The sequence below is a fragment of the Streptomyces sp. NBC_01716 genome (assembly GCF_036248275.1).
GTDB lineage: Bacteria > Actinomycetota > Actinomycetes > Streptomycetales > Streptomycetaceae > Streptomyces.
In genome coordinates this window covers 5,693,673-5,711,237 of record NZ_CP109181.1, presented here as the reverse complement: position 1 = coordinate 5,711,237, position 17,565 = coordinate 5,693,673, and the positions used below count along the sequence as shown (strand labels likewise).

The following is a 17,565-nucleotide window of genomic DNA, read 5'->3' as shown; positions in this document are numbered from 1 at the left end:
GAGAACGTTCGGATGCGGCAGACCGACCGTGCGCGCACCGCCCACCGGCCACGCTGGTGGGCCGAACTCCTGCTGCTGGCGGTGCTGTACGGGGCGTACTCGGTGGGCCGGGTCATGGCGCGAGGCGATGTGTCGACGGCCGTCGACCACGGTCTGGCGATTCTCCGAATAGAGAAGGCGTTCTTCCTGAACGCCGAACACCCCCTCAACCGGCTCTTCACGGACACCCCGGCCCTCGGGATACCCGCCGACTTCATGTACGCCTCGCTGCACTACGTCGTCACCCCCGCGGTCCTGATCTGGCTCTTCCGGCGCCGCCCCGCGCACTACCGGGCGGCCCGCACCTGGCTGATGGCCTCCACCCTGCTCGGCCTGATCGGCTTCGTCTTCCTTCCGACCTGCCCGCCCCGGCTGCTGGAGGCCGGTTACGGCTTCGTCGACACGATGGCGCAGTACAGCTCGTACGGCTGGTGGGGCGCCGAGGCGAGCGCACCGCGCGGGCTCGGCGGGATGACCAACCAGTACGCGGCGATGCCGAGCCTGCATGTCGGATGGGCGCTGTGGTGCGGGGTGCTGCTGTGGCGGCACGGGAAGGCGCCGCTGCTCCGCTTCATCGGCGCGCTCTATCCGCTGGTCACCGTGATCGTGGTGATGGGAACGGCGAACCACTACTTCCTCGACGCGGTCGCCGGGGCCGCGGTGATGGCGGCGGGCGCGATGCTGACCGGGCCCGTGCTGCGGGCGGCCGACCGGGGGTGGGCGCGCGCGACCGGCCGGTACGCGTTGGTGGGCAGGCTGGTGCGGGTGGCGGCGTCCGAGGAACGGCTGTCGTCGAAGGGGGGTTCCGTCACGGTCGCGAAGAGTCCGGCGAACTCCCCGGCCGACCCGGTCGCACACACGAATGTCAGTGACGGATGCGAGACTTCCGCGGGTGAGCGATTCCCCGGGCAGCGCACCCGCACCAACAGCAGCACCGGCAACCCCGGCAGTACCGGAGCCGCGACCGGCGACGCTCCGGCAGCGGCTCGCTGAGCTGCGCGGACCGGACGTCGCGCCGCATCCGCTGGACGCCCGCGCGCTGGCCGCTCTCGCCGCCAACCCCGGGTGCGGACGCCGTGCGCTGCTGGACGGCGCCGGGGTCGACAAGACCGCGCTGGCGGCGGCGCTCGGCTCGCCGGCGCCGTTCGGGCAGTCGCAGTTCGCTTTCATGCGGGGCAACGCCTTCGAGGCGCGCGTCAAGGCCGACGGCGGTACGGAGCTGCTGCGGCTGCTGCACGAGCGGATGGGCGCGGGGGCGCCGCCGCCGGTGCCCGGTGAGGTGCGTGTCCCCGATCTGACGGCGGCCGGTCCCGAGGGACGCGTCGCGCGTACGGCGCTGGCGCTGCGTGAGGCGACCGACGCGGCCGGCGCGACCGGCTCCGTGCCCGGGTCCGCCGCGTGGACACTGCTGGTGCACCCGCTGCTCGCGCTGGAGGTGGCGGGCTCGCCCGCCTATCTGGAACCGGACGCGGTGGTCGTGCGTCCGGACGGCCGGTGGATCGTGGTGGAGATCAAGTCCTTCCCGATGATCGACAGTTCGGCCGACCCGTCGAAGGTGGGCGCCGCCGCGCGGCAGGCCGCCGTGTACGTGCTGGCGCTGGAGCGGGTCGCCGCGCGGGTGACCGGCGCGCGGGTGGACCACTCGGTGCTGCTGGTCTGCCCCAGGGACTTCTCCAACCTGCCGACCGCCTCGGTCGTGGACGTACGCAAACAACTGTCGGTGACCCGGCGGCAGCTGACCCGGCTCACCAGGATCGAGGACATCGCCGCGACCCTGCCCGAGGGCACCAGCTTCGATCCGGGGCGTTGCTCACCGGCCGAGCTGACGGCGGCGGTCGACGCGGTCTCGGCGGCGTACGCGCCGGAGTGTCTGGCCGCGTGCGAGCTGGCCTTCCACTGCCGGGGCCAGGCCCGCTCGGCCGGTGCCGTCGAGGCGCTGGGACGGGGTGTACGGGGCGAGTTGGGCGGCCTGACGACGGTCGGGGCCGTCCTGGCGGCGGCGCGCGGCGAGAGCGCGCCGGGGGTCGCCGACGACGATCCGACGGTCGTGGCGCTGCGCCGGGCCGCCGCGCTGCGCGCCGAGGCGCTGGAGTCCGTCCCTGAGGGCCTGGACTCCCTCCTGGACGGCGCGGACTCCCTTCCGGAAGGCGCGGTGGCCGGATGTCGCTGATCAACACCCTGGCCCGGCTGGAGGCGGTGGAGAGCGGGCGCGCGCGACCGCTGACCACCGTGCGCCACCGGCGGCTCTCGGACCGCCCGCTGGTCTTCGTCCCGCTCACAACGGCGGGTGAGGCCGGTGCCCCGCTCGGCGCGCTCGTCGGTACGGACCGGGAGTCGCCCCGTCTGCTGACCGTGGCGCAGCCCCGCGACCGTGATCTGCGGTTCGCCTTCCTCGCCGATCTGGCGGAGGCGCTGCTGCCGCATCTGGACGCGTACGCGGACGATGTCGAGCCCGCCGAACGCGGCGAGACCGACCCGGAGACGGGCAAGCGCGTCAAGGTCGAGGTCGAACTCTGCGTGGACGCACCGCAGTTGATCGTGCCGAACCGGCCCGGTATCGACTTCGTACAGCTCCTCGGCAGGTCGATGCGGTTCCGGCGTACGGCGGAGCAGGACCCGGACACGCCGTATCCGGCGCCCGCGCGCGTGCCCCTGCTGGGCCGCTGGCTGACGCACTACGGCGAGCGGGCGCGGGTGCCGGGGTCGTCGCTGCTGCTGGCGGCGACCGATCTGCTCAACAGGCACTGGGCGACCGGCCAGTCCAACCTGGAGGACCAGCATCTCGGCGCGCTGCTGGCCTGGATCGACCCGCCGGACGGCGGGTCCGGCCGGGACGCGGCGCTGCGTGCGGAGACGGCCCGGGACAGGCGCGGGCAGTTGCTCTGTCCGCCCGCGGGCCCGGCCACGGACCCGGCGTTCGACAACAGGCTGCTGGCACCGGCGATCGACGAGTACGACCGGGCGCGTCAGTCGCTCGGGGCCGCCGAGGACGGCCTGGGCGCCGACGAGCAACTGGGCCGGCTGACCAGGGCCGAACGGGAGATCCGGAAGCTCCTGGAGAGCCAGGCGCGGCCCACGTGGGACGCGGTGTGGCGGGGTCTCGACCTGTTGCGGGAGCTGCCGGAGGGGGCGCGGGTCGCCGACCGCTGGACGCGCGACCGCTGGTCCTTCACGGGCCATCGCGACCGGGTGCGCTCCGGCGAACCGCCGCAGCCCCGGCACGACGACGCGGTGACGGCGGCGCGGAAGCTGGCCTCACGGGAGACGGCACAGGCGCAGCTGGAGGCGCAGGAGGCGCTGGACGACCCGCTGGTGCTGGCCGGGCGCAGGCTCTCCGGCGAGGCGTTCGTCGGGGAGGTGACGGACGTGGTGATGGCCTACAGCGAGAGCAAGCGGCCGAGTCCGCGCCCCCTGGTCACCCTGCAGACCGAGGACCTGCCGCAGCTCGGCGAGCGCACGAAGGTCTACCGCTCGCTGGACGGCAAACCGCAGTCGGCGGAGTTCGTCGGCTGGGAGCCGGGGGGCCACGGCATGCTGGTCGTGCGGCTGACGGACCGGATGGGCCGTGGCAGGGAACCGGCCGAGGGGTCGGTCCCGGAGAAGGGCGACCGGATCGCCTGGACCCTGTTCGAACACGACCAGCGCGGGGGTCCGAAGCTGCCGTCGACCGAGGAGACGCCGTGGACGCACGGGGGGCCGCCGGGGGCGGAGGGTGCGGGGGCCGGACCCGGTGCCGGTGACGCAGGCGCTGCCGGTCCCGTCCTCGGAGCCGTACACGTTCCTGAGTCCCGTACGCCCGCCGACGACGCGCCCGCGCCGTCGCTCCCGCTGCCCCTTCCCGACCCGGTGACCGAGGACGACTTCCTGTGACCGCCACAACCGCATCCGACCGGGCCGGTTTCGACCCCGGTGCCGAGGCCGCGCGGGCCACCGACGCGATCCTGTACGACACGCTGCACGGCGCGTACCGGGGCGTGGTCGTCGACTCGCCGCCCGGCGCCGGGAAGTCGACGCTCGTGGTGCGCGCCGCGCTCGAACTGGCCGCGGCGGGGCGGCCGTTGATGGTCGTCGCGCAGACCAACGCGCAGGTGGACGACCTCGTCTCACGGCTCGCCGAGAAGGCCCCCGACCTGCCCGTGGGCCGGCTGCACAGCAACGACCCGGACCCTTACGACCCGTCGCTCGACGAGCTGCCCTCCGTACGGAAGTCGGCGAAGGCGGCCGATCTCGCGGGCCTGGACGTCGTGGTGTCCACGGCCGCCAAGTGGGCGCACGTGCAGGGCGTGGAGCCGTGGCGGCACGCGATCGTGGACGAGGCGTACCAGATGCGTTCGGACGCGCTGCTCGCCGTCGCTGGGCTCTTCGAGCGGGCGCTGTTCGTGGGCGACCCGGGGCAGTTGGACCCGTTCAGCGTGGTCGGTGCCGACCAGTGGGCGGGGCTCAGTTACGACCCGTCGGCCAGCGCGGTCGCCACGCTGCTCGCCCACAATCCCGAGCTGCCGCAGCACCGGCTCCCGGTGTCGTGGCGGCTGCCCGCGTCGGCCGCGCCGCTGGTGTCGGACGCGTTCTACCCGTACACGCCGTTCCGCAGCGGTACGGGCCCGGCGGACCGGCGGCTCACCTTCGCCGTCCCGTCGGACGGGTCGGGCCCGGACCGGGTGGTGGACGAGGCGGCGGCGTCCGGCTGGGGCCTGCTTGAGCTGCCCGCGCGGCGTACGCCCCGTACGGACCCCGAGGCGGTACGGGCGGTCGCGCTGGTGGTCCGCCGGCTGCTGGACCGGGGTGGCGCGACGACCGGCGAGCGTGGCCCGGGGGCGGCGCCGCTGACGGCCGACCGCGTCGCGGTCGGCACGGCGCACCGCGACCAGGCGGCGGCGGTCCGCGCGGCGCTCGCGGCGCTGGGCGTGACGGGGGTGGCCGTGGACACGGCGAACCGGCTCCAGGGCCGTGAGTTCGACGTCACGGTGGTCCTGCACCCGCTCTCGGGCCGCCCGGACGCGACGGCGTTCCATCTGGAGACGGGCCGCCTGTGCGTGCTGGCCTCCCGGCACCGCCACGCGTGCATCGTGGTCTGCCGCGCGGGCGTCCCGGAACTGCTCGACGAACACCCCTCGACGGAGCCGGTCCAGCTGGGCGTCACGATCAAGTTCCCCGATGGCTGGGAGGCGAACCACGCGGTCCTCTCCCACCTGGCGGAACACCGCGTGCCCTGGCAACCCTGAAGCCGGCCCAGCGGGACCCGAACGCCGGACGGAGTCCGGCACGCCGCCGGAGGCGGCAAACAGACACAGCCCCGATGGCTGGGAGGCGAACCACGCGGTCCTCTCCCACCTGGCGGAACACCGCGTGCCCTGGCAGCCCTGAGGCCGGACAGTGGCCACGAGGCCGAGCCGCCGGAAGCTGCGGAGGCCCACTTGCGCGGGGCGGGACAATGGACGGTGGCCGAGGCGGCACGTACGACATCCCAGGCACCCGCACCAGGAGCAAGCAGGAGGAACACATGGCGGAATCCGAGTCGGGTCAGCGGCGGCTGCGGCCCGCCCCGCTGCTGTTCGAGCCGTCGGAGGCGGTCTCCGATCCGGAGCACTTCTTCGACCTGGAGTCGATCGACGACCCGGGCACGCTGCTGGACCGGGCCACCGAGCTGACGCTCGCCTTCCGGGCCGCGACCGACCGGGCCGTGGAGTTCCAGGCCCTCGCCGCCGCCCAGCTCGCCGACCCGCGGCGGTTCGACCGGCTCACGGCCGCGGACATCGCCGCACGGGCGGAGTGGACCGAGGACTACGCCAAGAAGATGGTGGAGTTCGGGCGCGATCTGCTCCGCAACGGGCGCGCGCCGGGGGAGTGACCCCTTACCGGACATCCGGCGGGCCCCTGCCGGCCGATCACCTGGCATATGCCGGGCCGCAGGTTACGCCCTCCCGCACCACCCTGTCCCGGTTTCCGGCAACTACCGGGATTCGGCCGGTTACTCCAGGTAGATATAAGTGTCATGAGCGCATGGCTGCGAGATGAATCCCCTTTGAGTCCGGGCGCTTGCGACGACGAGCGCCGGACCGACATCTTCGATTTTCTCCGCGAGGAAGGCCGCCACCACGCGGCGCAGGTCACCGCGACCGGCGCCGGATGGCTCGCCTCCGCCGAGCCGTACCCCCGCTCCACGCTCGCCCTCTGGGAGGCCCGGCCGACCGCGCCCGGCGTACTGCCCTGCGGCACCGTCTTCGACGTCGTCAACGTGCCCGCCATCTTCGGCAGGCGCATGCTCGACCGGCTGTGGTCCGACGGTCCGGGCTCCGGGCCGGTCGCCACGCACCGGGGCCGGATGATGCTGTTCGCGGCCCCCGGCACCGCCCAGCGTCTGCCGTCGCTGCTGGCCTGGGAGGAGTGGGGGCGCTCGGCGCCGGAGGGCCGCGCGCCGACCGTACCGCCGCTGCTCTGCCACGGCTCCGGCGACGCCGTGACCGTACCGCCGCTGGTCCCCGGCAATGGCGCGGCGCCGCGCTGGGTGGTCGCCCCCGACACCCGTCATCCATGGCTGCCGGGCCCGGAGGTGCTGCTGTGGGCGTGTGTGCGGGCGGGCCGTCCCACGTTACGGACGGCGGTCACCCGCCCCCGCGCCGAGGCGGTGACGAGCCTGCCGGGTTCCCGCCCCTGAGCAGCGCACCAGCGCCATTCGGGGCCTGTCATATCGATTTTTCTTCGCACCGATCCTGGTGCTAAGGTCTACGACGTCAGCAGGCGCCGCTAGCTCAGTTGGTTAGAGCAGCTGACTCTTAATCAGCGGGTCCGGGGTTCGAGTCCCTGGCGGCGCACAGACAGGGAAAGCCCCTCGCGAGAGCGGGGGGCTTTTTCGTACGTACGGACGTCAGACCTCGTCGTGACCTCAGACCCCCGTGGCCTCAGACCCCCGTCGTGACCTTCACGGTCCACGCGCCGGCCGGCGTACGGTCGGCCACCTCCACCTTCGTGCCCTCCCCCGGCACCGTGAACGTCTCCCCGACCCCCAGCGGCGCGTCCGCCAGCGGCGGGTAGACCGACTGGTCCCAGCAGGCCTCGCTGTCCGGGTGGGCGTCCACCACCTCGATGGGACCGCCGCCCGACTCGGCCTCGCCCCGCACCCGGTAGATCAGCACCCCCTCGGTGCAGGTGGTGGAGTCGTTCCCGGTGGAGCCGCGCGCCTCGATCGCCAGGGCCGAGTTCTCGCCCGTCCTGACCACCGCGAGCCGCGTCCCGGCGCTCGCGCCGACCGGGGGCGCGGTGTCCAGCGGTTCCAGGGTGAGCATGCTGGTGCCGGTCGGCTTCACACAGCTGACCTGCCGTCTTTCGAGCCAGCCCAGCTTCCATTTGTGCCAGCCGAACAGATCGGGAGCCAGCCCGAACTGGCTGCCCATCACGTCCCAGTCGCCGACGTGGGTGTCCCAGTCGCCCTTGCCGTCGGTCGGCCGGTGGTAGAGGTCGGGCAGGTCGAATACGTGTCCGGTCTCATGGGCCAGCACGTTGCGGTCCGGGGGATGGCGCTCGAAGACGGTGACGACGCGCTTGATGTCCGTGCCGTCCGCGGTGAGCGGACGGTCGAAGTTGACCACTTTCGTCGCGTCCGAGTCCACGCCGGGCGCGTCCGGATCGGCGACCAGATAGACGAGGTCGTACCGCGAGAAGTCGATCACCGGATCGGCGACCGCCAGCGCGTCCCGGAGATACGTGGTGCGCATCTCCGGCTCCCAGTCGCGTCTTATGGCGTAGTCCGTGGAGGGGCGGGGCATGTCGATCCACCGGAGGCGGGGGTGCGGGCGCAGGACGAACTTCCCGTACGAGGCCCGCTCGAAGAATCTGCTGGTCGCCGGGAAGTGGTCGGAGACCAGCTCGGCCGGGTCGAGCCGTGGCTCCGAGTCCGGGAAGGACAGGAAGACCATGACCGCGTCGAGGGTCGTGGCCGGGCGCGGGTAGGAGGCGTTCCAGGTGTCGAGGCCGAGCGAGTGGTGCGCCGCGGTACGGGGCAGGGCGCACGGTCCGGCGGAGTTCGCCGCCACGGCGGGGCCGGCCACCAGTGAGGTGGCGGCGACCGCGACGAGGGAGGTGAAGGCCGCGGCGGTACTGCGCAGGCGTGGCCGTTCCACTCCCCCGCGTGTCGGGCGACGCTCCACGTGGACCTCCGGCTGTGGAATGCGGGACAGCTCACCCACCTTGTGCCTTTTCGCCGGAGAACGCCCTGTTTCCCTGGACCGGTTGGGTGAGCGGGGCGACACCCCCGGTGGACCACGGAAAGTCACAATCGGTCAGGCCGGAGACATCCCTCGTACATCCCGCGCCGCAGCCGCGCAGAAACGATCGTCCGGCGCCCCGGCGTCGACCTCGCGCGCCCGGGTTCACCGCCGGGAGCTGGAACGGCCTGCCGCCCGGCCTCTATGATCGGCAGACTTATCTGCGCCGACCATCCCGAATCACCCCCTGTACGACACCACAGCACCGCGGGAGCGAGCCGTGAGCGGAATCTCCGAAAGGCCGCGGGCCGCGGCAGTCGCGGCACCCGATTCCGGCGCACCCTCGGTTACGGAACGTGATGCTCTGGCCATGCTGGACGGTACGGGCTTCGCCCTCGGTGAGCTGCGGGCACTCACCCGCCCCGCGCCCGTCCAGCCCACCCCCGCCGGCCACCGCGCCGACCGCGCCGACCGCGACCTGCGCGACTACCGCGCGGCCTTCAACGCCGCCCGGCTCCCCATGGCCGTCGTGGACCGCCGCGGGACGGTCGTCACCGCCAACGACGCCCTCGCGGAACTGGTCGGCAGCGAGCGCGCCGAGCTGCGCGACCGGGCCGCCGCCGACCTGGTCGACCTCGCCTCGGACGACCGGACCTGGCACGCGTACCACGAAGTGCTGCGCGGGCGCCGCTCCCGCTTCCGCTGCACCCGCCGCCTCAAGCACCCCGACGGCCGCACGCTCTGGGCCGAGGTCACCGTCGCGCCCCTGCCCGACGGCGGCACCGTGCTGCTCTCCCTCTCGGACATCAGCGAGCGGCGCGAACTCCAGGCCAGGATCCGGCACCTCCAGATGCACGACCCGGTGACCCGGCTCCCCAACCGCACGCTGTTCTTCGAGCGGCTCTCCGCCGCGCTCGAATCGTCGTACGACCATGGCAGAACAGGGCGGATCGGTCTCTGCTACCTCGATCTGGACGGGTTCAAGGCCGTCAACGACACCCTCGGGCACCGGGTCGGCGACCGGCTGCTCGCCGCCGTCGCGAGCCGGCTCACCGAGTGCGCCGACAGCGACGGCCACAGCCGCGGCGGCAGCCATCTCGTGGCACGCCTCGGCGGCGACGAGTTCGCGGTCCTGGTCGAGGACTCGGCCGGTACGGAACAGCTCGCCGACCTCGCCCGCACCGTACTCGCCGCGCTCCAGCTCCCCTTCGACCTGGCCGGCCAGCGGCTCTCGGTCTCGGCGTCCATCGGCGTCGTCGAACGGGCCGCCGACGGCACCACTCCCACCGGTCTGATGCAGGTCGCCGACACGACGCTCTACTGGGCGAAGGCGGACGGCAAGGCACGCTGGACCCTTTTCGACCCGGAGCGCAACGCGCACCGGATGACCCGCCAGGCGCTGTCGTCCACGCTGCGTCCGGCGGTCGAGCGTGAGGAGTTCGTGCTCCAGTACCAGCCGCTGGTGGGGATGGCCGACGGAGCGGTCCAGGGCGTGGAGGCGCTGGTGCGCTGGAGCCATCCGCAGTTCGGTGTCCTCGCGCCCGACCGCTTCATCGGGATCGCCGAGGAGGACGGCTCGATCGTGCAGCTCGGGCGGTGGGTGCTGCGTACAGCGTGTCTCCAGGCCCGGCAGTGGCAGCGGGACCACCCGGCGGAGCGCCCGCTGTTCGTGAGCGTCAACGTCGCCGTACGGCAGGTCTGGGACTCCGACCTGGTGGCCGATGTGGCCGCGATCCTCGCCGAGACAGGTCTGGCGCCGTGTCTGCTGCAACTGGAGCTGACCGAGTCCGCGGTGATGGGCTCGGCGGGCCGGCCGCTCCAGGCACTCCAGGCGCTGAGCGACATGGGCGTGCGGATCGCCATCGACGACTTCGGGACCGGCTATTCGAACCTCGCCTATCTGAGCCGGCTGCCCGTCTCCGTACTGAAGCTGGACGGCTCCTTCGTACGGGGCTTCCGTTACGACGGGGGCGCGCACCCCAATCCGGCGGACGAGACGATCGTCGAGACGCTGGTCCATCTCGCCCACCGGCTGGGCCTGACGGTCACGGCGGAGTGCGTGGAGACGGCGGGGCAGGCGGCGCGCCTGCGCAGGATCGGGTGCGACACCGGGCAGGGCTGGCTGTACTCGCGGGCGGTGGGGCCGGAGCTGATCGCGGAGATGATCGGGGCAGGACCGCTGAAGGTCTGACTCGGGCCCCGCCACTTGCGGTCAGGCGGCGCGGGCCCGCAGGTCCTTCATGGTCTCCAGGAGCGCGTCGTCGGTGGAGGCGGGCGTGATGCCGAAAGCCGCCGTGGCCGCCGACGAGTCGAGCACGAACGGCGCCGCGCTCTGGTAGCGGATCTCCCAGACCTCGCGGGCGTCGGTGTTGAACAGCCCGGCGATCCTGAGCAGCGGCGCGGGAATCGCCGCCAGGCGCGGGGCCGGGGCCCCGATCAGTTCGGCGGCGCGGACGGCCAGGGCGCGCACGGACACCGGCGGCGGGGACGGTACGTGCCAGGGCCTGCCCCAGGCGCTCTCGTCCGCCGCGACCGCCACCAGGGTGCGGGCGACGTCACCCACGTACGTCCAGCTGTGCGGCGCGTCCAGGTCCCCGGGCGCCGACGCCTTCTTCCCGGCCAGCACCTTCGGCAGGAGCAGGACGGTGGCGGTGGAGGTCACTCCGGCGCCGAGGTAGTCGGAGCCGCGCACCTCGGCGGTACGGATCCGGCCCGCCTCGTGGGCGGCGAGCGCGTCCGCCCACAGCTTCGCGCGGACCCGGCCCTTGACGGAGTTCGGCCGCTGGGGCGTCTGCTCGGTCATCGGGGCGTCCACGGGTCCGTACCCGTAGAGGTTCCCGGTGGTGACCAGCACGGCGCCACTGGCTTCGGCGGCGCCGATCAGCGCCGCGCCCAGCGGCGGCCAGTCGGTCGCCCACCGGTGGTAGGCCGGGCCGCCGCAGCTGAAGAGAGTGGTGGCGTCCGCGGTGTGGCGGGTGAGGGTGGCCGCGTCGGAGGCGTCGGCCGCGACCCGCTCGATGCCCTCGTGCTCGGGGCCGCCGCCGGAGCGGGTGATCAGGCGGACTCGGTCGCCCGAGTCGGCGAGCAGGCGGGCGGTGGCCGTGCCCACGGGACCCGCGCCGACGACGACATGCAGCGACATGGCTCGACCTCTGTTCCGTATCCCGGTGCGTGCCCGGCGGGTCCGCGAGCGGCCGTCGGGCGTGTCACCGAGCATCCTCGCGTACCGCGCGCCGGGCTCCCACCTGTGGGTGGGAGCCCGGGTCCGGACGCGCGGTACGTCCCGTGGTCAGGCCGGCAGGCCGTACGCGTCGGCGATCAGGTCGTAGCTGCGCAGCCGCGCCTCGGCACCGTGGGCGTTGGCGGTGAGCATCAGCTCGTCGGCGCCGGTGCGCTTCTGGAGGTCGTCCAGGCCGGCGCGGACGGCGTCCGGGGTGCCGTGGACGATGTTCGTCAGCCAGCTGTCCACGAAGTCGCGCTCCTGCGCGCTGAAGCTGTACGCCTCCGCCTCCTCGGGCGTCGGGACGAGCCCGGGGCGCCCGGTGCGCAGCCGCAGCATCGACAGCGCGCCGGTCAGGACCTGGCGGCGGGCCTCGTTCTCGTCATCGGCGGCGAGGGCGGCGACGCCGATCAGCGCGTACGGGGCGTCGAGCACGGCGGACGGCCGGAAGGACTCACGGTAGAGGTCGAGCGCGGGGATGGTGTTCTGCGCCGAGAAGTGGTGCGCGAAGGCGAACGGCAGCCCGAGCGTGGCGGCGAGCCGGGCGCTGAAGCCGGAGGAGCCGAGGAGCCAGATCGGCGGCCGGGCCGCGGGGCCCTGGACGGGTCCGGGGACGGCGTGGATGCGGGAGTACGGGTGCCCGTTCGGGAAGTCGTCGTCCAGGAAGCGGGTGAGCTCGGCGAGCTGCTGCGGGAAGTCGTCGGCGCCCTCGTTCAGCCGGTCGGTGCGGCGCAGCGCGGCGGCCGTCGCCCCGTCGGTGCCGGGCGCCCGGCCGAGCCCGAGGTCGACACGCCCGGGGGCGAGTGCCTCCAGGGTGCCGAACTGCTCGGCGATGACGAGCGGCGCGTGGTTGGGCAGCATGACGCCGCCCGAACCGAGGCGGATGCGCTCGGTGTGGGCGGCGAGGTGGGAGAGGATCACGGCCGGCGACGAGGAGGCGACACCGGGCATCGAGTGGTGCTCGGCGACCCAGTGCCGCCCGTAGCCCCGGCGCTCGCCCAGCTTGGCGATCTCGACGCTGGTCAGCAGCGAATGCCGTGCGGTGCTCCCGCTGCCGACGGTGACCAGGTCCAGTACGGACAGCGGCACGGGCGCGGTGCCCAGCGCCGTACCTCGAATTGCGTCAACCACCGGTGGGAGCCCTCCTGAGCGGAAATCAAGTACGACTCCCGCCAACAGGAGGACGGCTCCGTTTTATTCCCGGGACCGGACCAGGACCGCACCAGACCAAGACCGCACCCGCACCCGGCACCAGGCCGAGGACCGGACCCGGTGAGCCCCAAGATCCGCGCCTACTCCCGGCTCGCGAAGAGCGTCCCCAGCTTCGGGGCCCACGCGTGCCGCTCGACCAGGCGCAGGCCCTCCCAGACCGTGACCTGGTTCGCGGTGAGGACCGGCTTGCCCACGGCCTCCTCCAGCTCCGGCAGATACGCCACGGTGTGCAGCGCCGTGTCCGGCAGGAGAAGGACTTCCGCGTCCGGGTGGTCACCCTCCCGGGCCAGGGCCAGTACCTCGTCCCGGCCCCAGGTGCCGACCTCGGCCGCCGTGATGATGCCGCTGCCGCGCGTGGAGACCACCTCGATGCCCGCCGACTTCAGGAAGGCGGCGAAGTAGCCAGCGACGTCCTCCGGATACGTCGCGGCGACCGCGACCTTCCGGGCGCCCAGCGCCTGGACCGCGTGCGCGAAGGCGAAGGACGTGCTCGAAGCCGGCAGTCCCGCCTCCATCGCCAGCGTGCGGGCCTGCTCGTGCGCGCCGTCCCAGCCGTACACGAAGCTGCCGCTCGTGCACGCCCAGACCACGGACTCGGCGCCCGCCATCCGCAGCTCCTCGACACCGTCCGCCAGCCGCCGCGCCGAGCCCATTTCCAGGAGCGCGTCCACGCGGTGGGCGTCCTCGCCGATGTCGGTGTGGACGAGGGGCAGTCTGATGTCGCTGTCGAAGAGCATCTCCAGCCGGGGGTAGTCGTCCTCGGCGGAGTGGCCGGGGTAGAGAAGTCCGACGGTCGTCATGTCCACCCTTCCTGTTCCTCGGTCGGAGCGTCCGGCTGGGAGGGCTGCGCCCACTCACCGGGCTGGCCCGGCTGGCTGTCCTGCATCTGCTGGACCGGTTCCATCCGCTCCTTCTCCGCCCGCTCCATCTCCGCCATGCCGGGGATGTCGCCGATCTCGGAGATCTCGTTGATCCGGGCGATCTCGGAGATCGGGACCACGGGAATGTCCGAGATCTCGGAGAGGTCTCCCATTACTTCCAGCGTAGGCACGTGGCGCACCGGAGGCGGGTCGAGCAGCAGGCCCTGATACGGGCCGACCGCGTGCGCGCCGATTCTGCGCAGGGCCGCCCACATCGTGACCTGGTTCGCCGACAGCACCGGCATCCTCAGCTCAGCCTCCAACTGGGGGATCGCGTCGTACGTCGGCAGGTTCGTGCAGCTGATGAACAGCGCGTCGGCCGCACCGACGACGGCCTGCCGCGCCATGTCCACGACCGACCGGTACGGCACCTTCCAGATGTGCCGGGTCAGCCCCAGGAAGGCGCGACCCGTGACGGTTACCCCGGCCTCCGCCAGGTAGTCCTCCAGCGACTCGGTGACCGACTCCGTATAGGGCGTGACCAGGGCGATCCGTTTCGCGCCCAGCTCCTCCAGCGCTTCGAGGAGCGCGCCCGACGTGGTGAGCGAGGGCACCTCGCCCGCCCTGGTCATCGCCTCGGTCATGGCCCGCTCGCCGACGACACCGCCGACGAAGCTGCCGGACGTGCAGGCGTACGCGATCACCTCCGGTTCGGACGCTCCCAGGGCCCGCACCGCTTCTCCGAGGGTCTCGTGCTCACTCACGAGGCGGGCAAGGTCCAGCGACACCTCGACGGGGACGTAGGGCGTCCTCGTCAGGCGCAGCGAGATCTCGTCCGGCATCCAACGCCAGAGTTCACGATCAAGAGCGAAATCGAATGGGGCGACCACACCGACACCACGCTGCGGCTGCGGTCCGCCCAGAAAGGAGACATCCATGGCACGGCCCCCCTTTTGGCTGTTGTTGACGACGGTAGGAGGTAAATGCGAGCGTGGTCAATCCGCACAGGAAATACGTTGCAAGAGTTTTCCTCGGGGAAATCCCCGCCCCGCTCAGAAGGGCACTCCCGATGGCCGAACCAACCCTTCTCGTCCTGGGTGCCGATCCGCCGCCGCGCCTCGGCCGGCTGACCGGCCGAGCCCGGGTCGTGTACGCGGACGACTCCACCCTCGCCGCTCAACTCCCCCTGGCCGACGTCCTGTTGGCGTGGGACTTCACTTCGGACGCGATCCGGCTCGCCTGGCCGGGGGACGGCCCACGGCCGGTCTGGGTCCACACGGCGAGCGCCGGTGTGGACCGGCTGCTCAGTCCCGAGCTGATCAACTCCGAAACATTGGTGACTAACGCCCGTGGCATCTTCGAGGAGCCCATTGCCGAATACGTGGCGGCTCTGGTCCTTGCCATGGCCAAGGATCTGCCGGGAACTCTCGAACTCCAGCGCCAGCGGCGCTGGCGCCACCGTGAGGGACTGCGGGTCGCCGGCAGCCGTGCGACCGTCGTCGGCGCGGGTCCGATCGGCCGGGCGGTCGCCGACACGCTGAGGGCGCTCGGCCTGACAGTGGCGGTCACCGGCCGCACGGCGCGCCCGGGTATCCACGGCGCCGACGAGCTGGACCGGCTGCTGACCCGGTCCGACTGGGTGATCTGCGCGGCGCCGCTCACGGAGAGCACGCGCGGCATGTTCGGCGCGCGTCTCTTCGGTCTGATGCAGCCGTCCGCGCGCTTCATCAATGTGGGGCGCGGTCAGCTCGTGGACGAGAACGCGCTCGTGGACGCCGTGTCCAAGCGCTGGATCGCGGGCGCGGCCCTCGATGTCTTCGAGGCCGAGCCGCTCGATCCGCAGAGCCGTCTGTGGGACGTGCCCGGCCTGATCGTGTCGCCGCACATGAGCGGCGACACCGTGGGCTGGCGCGACCGACTGGGCGAGCAGTTCGTCGAGCTTTACGACATCTGGGCGTCCGGAAAGCCATTGCCTAACGTGGTGGACAAGAAACGTGGGTACGTCCCCATGCATGACTGAGTCCATGTTCCTGACCGATCTCACCGCTCGACAGCTGCTGGCCGGCTACGAGAGAGGCGACTTCTCACCGGTCGACGTGGCGCGTGCCACGCTGGACCGGATCGAGGCGATCGAACCGCTCGTCAACGCCTTCGTCCGGGTCGACGCCGATGCGGCGCTGGCCGCCGCCGAGGAGTCCACCGTCCGGTGGCGCGGGAAGGAGCCCCGGGGGCTGCTCGACGGGGTCCCCGTCTCGGTGAAGGACATGTTCCTCCAGCGTGGCGGGCCGACCCTACGCGGGAGCCGGACGGTCGATCCGGCCGGTCCCTGGAACGACGACGCGCCCGCGGTGGCGCGGCTGCGCGAGCACGGCGCGGTCCTCGTCGGCAAGACCACGACACCGGAGTTCGGCTGGAAGGGTGTCACGGACTCGCCGCTGAGCGGGGTGACCCGTAATCCGTACGACCTGTCCAGGACCGCCGGCGGGTCCAGCGGCGGCAGCGCGACGGCGGTGGCGCTCGGCGCGGCTCCGCTGTCGATCGGTACCGACGGCGGCGGCTCGGTCCGGATCCCCGCGTCCTTCTGCGGCATTTTCGGGCTCAAGCCCACCTACGGGCGGATCCCGCTCTTCCCGTCCAGCGCGTTCGGCACGCTGGCGCACGCCGGTCCGATGGCGCGGGACGCCGCCGACGCCGCGCTGCTGCTCGACGTCATCAGCGGCCCGGACTGGCGGGACTGGTCGCAGCTCGCCCCGGCGCCGGGCATCGGCGCCGTCCTGGCCGACGGGGTGGCGGGGCTGCGGATCGGGTACTCGCCGTCGTTCGGCGGCCAGGTCGCGGTGCGGCCGGACGTGGCGGCGGCGGTACGGCGCGGGGTGGCGCGGCTCGCGGAGCTGGGCGCGTACATCGAGGAGGCCGACCCGGACATCTCGGACCCGGTGGAGGCGTTCCACACGCTGTGGTTCACGGGCGCGGCCCGGGTGACGCAGTCGCTCGGCGACGCGCAGCGCGAGCTGCTCGACCCGGGGCTGAAGGAGATCGTCGCGACGGGTTCCGGGGCGAGCGCGCTGGACTATCTGGCGGCCGTGGACGCGCGGATGGAGCTGGGCCGGCGGCTCGGCCGGTTCCACGAGACGTACGACCTGCTGGTCACGCCGACCCTGCCGATCACCGCCTTCGAGGCGGGCGCCGAGGTGCCGAAGGGCTCGGGGCACCACCGCTGGACCGGCTGGACCCCGTTCACGTACCCCTTCAATCTGACCCAGCAGCCCGCGGCGACCGTGCCGTGCGGGGTGGACGCGGACGGGCTGCCGATCGGCCTCCAGCTGATCGGTGCCCGTCACGCGGACGCGCTGGTGATGCGGGCGGCACACGCGCTGTACGAGTCGGGCGCGGCATCGCTCCCGGCTCCCACCGGCGCGTAGGCCCCGTCCTGCGGGCAGTCGCCCCGCGCTCAGGCGCGCCTGAAATTCAGCGTTTCCCCCGTCGCGCCCGCGCGCCACAGGTCCTGGCACGCCTCCGCCATCTCGTCCAGCCCCTCGACCACCGAGCCCCAGACGATGCCGGGGATCCACCCCGTATCGCCGTTGATCAGCAGGTTGTTGCGCTCGTAGAACAGCGCGAGGTCGACGACGGTACGGCGGCCCCGGTGGGCGGCCTTCTCCTCGTACCCGTACGACGTGGTGCCGAGCACCACGTCCGAGAAGGTGAAATAGCACAGATCGCCCGGGATGGGAGTGACCGTCGGATTCTCCAGCGGCGGCTCCTCCGCCGCGAACCCGGGCATCAGCGCGTAGATCTCGTTGCGCGCGTACTTGGCGTGGTAGACGTCACCCCCCAGCGGCAGCGCGTCCCACACCGCGGCGCAGGTGATCGGGGCCAGTTCGTCGAGGAGCTTGGCGGTGCAGCGCACTCCGCGCTTGTCCAGGGAGACTTCGATGAAGCGCTCGCTCATTGGTCTTCGCGCCCTTCTCGTCGGTTCGGTACAGCCGGTGTCCGGCCATGAATACCCGCCCCGGCCGCGCGAATGCCGGGC

The 17,565-nt window shown here is 72.7% G+C and carries 14 protein-coding genes, 1 tRNA gene and 1 pseudogene; 10 read left to right on the top strand and 6 right to left on the bottom strand.

Features of this window, described 5'->3' with window-relative positions; all coding sequences use genetic code 11:
- Positions 1-12 precede the first annotated feature (12 nt).
- The 7 genes and pseudogenes from OIE74_RS25225 to OIE74_RS25195 all read left to right on the top strand — a co-directional run bounded on the left by OIE74_RS25225 (position 13) and on the right by OIE74_RS25195 (position 6,851).
- Positions 13-1,032, top strand: coding sequence for a phosphatase PAP2 family protein (locus OIE74_RS25225; protein WP_329387368.1), 1,020 nt, complete (start codon positions 13-15; stop codon positions 1,030-1,032).
- Positions 932-2,209, top strand: coding sequence for a hypothetical protein (locus tag OIE74_RS25220; protein WP_329387366.1), 1,278 nt, complete (start codon positions 932-934; stop codon positions 2,207-2,209). The genes OIE74_RS25225 and OIE74_RS25220 overlap by 101 nt, the downstream gene beginning before the upstream one ends.
- On the top strand, positions 2,200-3,909 hold the full coding sequence (locus OIE74_RS25215) for a hypothetical protein (RefSeq protein WP_443076223.1): 1,710 nt from the start codon (positions 2,200-2,202) through the stop codon (positions 3,907-3,909). Before OIE74_RS25220 ends, OIE74_RS25215 begins: the two co-directional genes overlap by 10 nt.
- Complete coding sequence (locus tag OIE74_RS25210) at positions 3,906-5,261, top strand: AAA family ATPase (protein WP_329387364.1); 1,356 nt, start codon at positions 3,906-3,908, stop codon at positions 5,259-5,261. The genes OIE74_RS25215 and OIE74_RS25210 overlap by 4 nt, the downstream gene beginning before the upstream one ends.
- 278 nt (positions 5,262-5,539) lie before the next feature.
- Entirely contained in the window at positions 5,540-5,887 is a 348-nt protein-coding gene (locus OIE74_RS25205) for a hypothetical protein (protein ID WP_329387362.1), read from the top strand.
- Positions 5,888-6,031: 144 nt separating this feature from the next.
- Positions 6,032-6,787, top strand: a pseudogene (locus OIE74_RS25200) (bifunctional DNA primase/polymerase).
- A tRNA-Lys gene (locus OIE74_RS25195) sits at positions 6,778-6,851 on the top strand. Before OIE74_RS25200 ends, OIE74_RS25195 begins: the two are co-directional and overlap by 10 nt.
- 87 nt (positions 6,852-6,938) lie before the next feature.
- On the opposite strand, the gene OIE74_RS25190 is transcribed toward OIE74_RS25195, so the two are convergent.
- Positions 6,939-8,213, bottom strand: a complete 1,275-nt coding sequence (locus OIE74_RS25190) for a M6 family metalloprotease domain-containing protein (RefSeq protein WP_443076380.1) — start codon at positions 8,211-8,213, stop codon at positions 6,939-6,941.
- Positions 8,214-8,610: 397 nt separating this feature from the next.
- On the opposite strand from OIE74_RS25190, the gene OIE74_RS25185 reads away from it, so the two are divergent.
- Complete coding sequence (locus OIE74_RS25185) at positions 8,611-10,431, top strand: putative bifunctional diguanylate cyclase/phosphodiesterase (protein ID WP_443076222.1); 1,821 nt, start codon at positions 8,611-8,613, stop codon at positions 10,429-10,431.
- 21 nt (positions 10,432-10,452) lie between these two features.
- On the opposite strand, the gene OIE74_RS25180 is transcribed toward OIE74_RS25185, so the two are convergent.
- The 4 genes from OIE74_RS25180 to OIE74_RS25165 form a co-directional block, all read right to left on the bottom strand.
- On the bottom strand, positions 10,453-11,382 hold the full coding sequence (locus tag OIE74_RS25180) for an NAD-dependent epimerase/dehydratase family protein (RefSeq protein ID WP_329387354.1): 930 nt from the start codon (positions 11,380-11,382) through the stop codon (positions 10,453-10,455).
- Between the two features lie 147 nt (positions 11,383-11,529).
- Entirely contained in the window at positions 11,530-12,591 is a 1,062-nt protein-coding gene (locus OIE74_RS25175; protein WP_329387352.1) for an LLM class flavin-dependent oxidoreductase, read from the bottom strand.
- Positions 12,592-12,752: 161 nt separating this feature from the next.
- On the bottom strand, positions 12,753-13,472 hold the full coding sequence (locus OIE74_RS25170; RefSeq protein WP_329387350.1) for a maleate cis-trans isomerase family protein: 720 nt from the start codon (positions 13,470-13,472) through the stop codon (positions 12,753-12,755).
- The gene (locus tag OIE74_RS25165) at positions 13,469-14,470 is read right to left on the bottom strand and encodes a maleate cis-trans isomerase family protein (RefSeq protein WP_329387348.1); all 1,002 of its coding nucleotides are present in this window, start codon (positions 14,468-14,470) and stop codon (positions 13,469-13,471) included. Before OIE74_RS25165 ends, OIE74_RS25170 begins: the two co-directional genes overlap by 4 nt.
- Before the next feature lie 131 nt (positions 14,471-14,601).
- Here OIE74_RS25165 and OIE74_RS25160 point away from each other — a divergent pair, with 131 nt between their 5' ends.
- Positions 14,602-15,552: a D-2-hydroxyacid dehydrogenase gene (locus OIE74_RS25160; RefSeq protein ID WP_329387346.1), complete on the top strand. Its 951-nt coding sequence runs from the start codon at positions 14,602-14,604 to the stop codon at positions 15,550-15,552.
- Positions 15,545-16,954, top strand: a complete 1,410-nt coding sequence (locus OIE74_RS25155) for an amidase (RefSeq protein WP_329387344.1) — start codon at positions 15,545-15,547, stop codon at positions 16,952-16,954. The genes OIE74_RS25160 and OIE74_RS25155 overlap by 8 nt, the downstream gene beginning before the upstream one ends.
- Positions 16,955-16,983: 29 nt before the next feature.
- On the opposite strand, the gene OIE74_RS25150 is transcribed toward OIE74_RS25155, so the two are convergent.
- The gene (locus tag OIE74_RS25150; protein ID WP_329387342.1) at positions 16,984-17,484 is read right to left on the bottom strand and encodes a DUF3830 family protein; all 501 of its coding nucleotides are present in this window, start codon (positions 17,482-17,484) and stop codon (positions 16,984-16,986) included.
- Positions 17,485-17,565 lie beyond the last annotated feature (81 nt).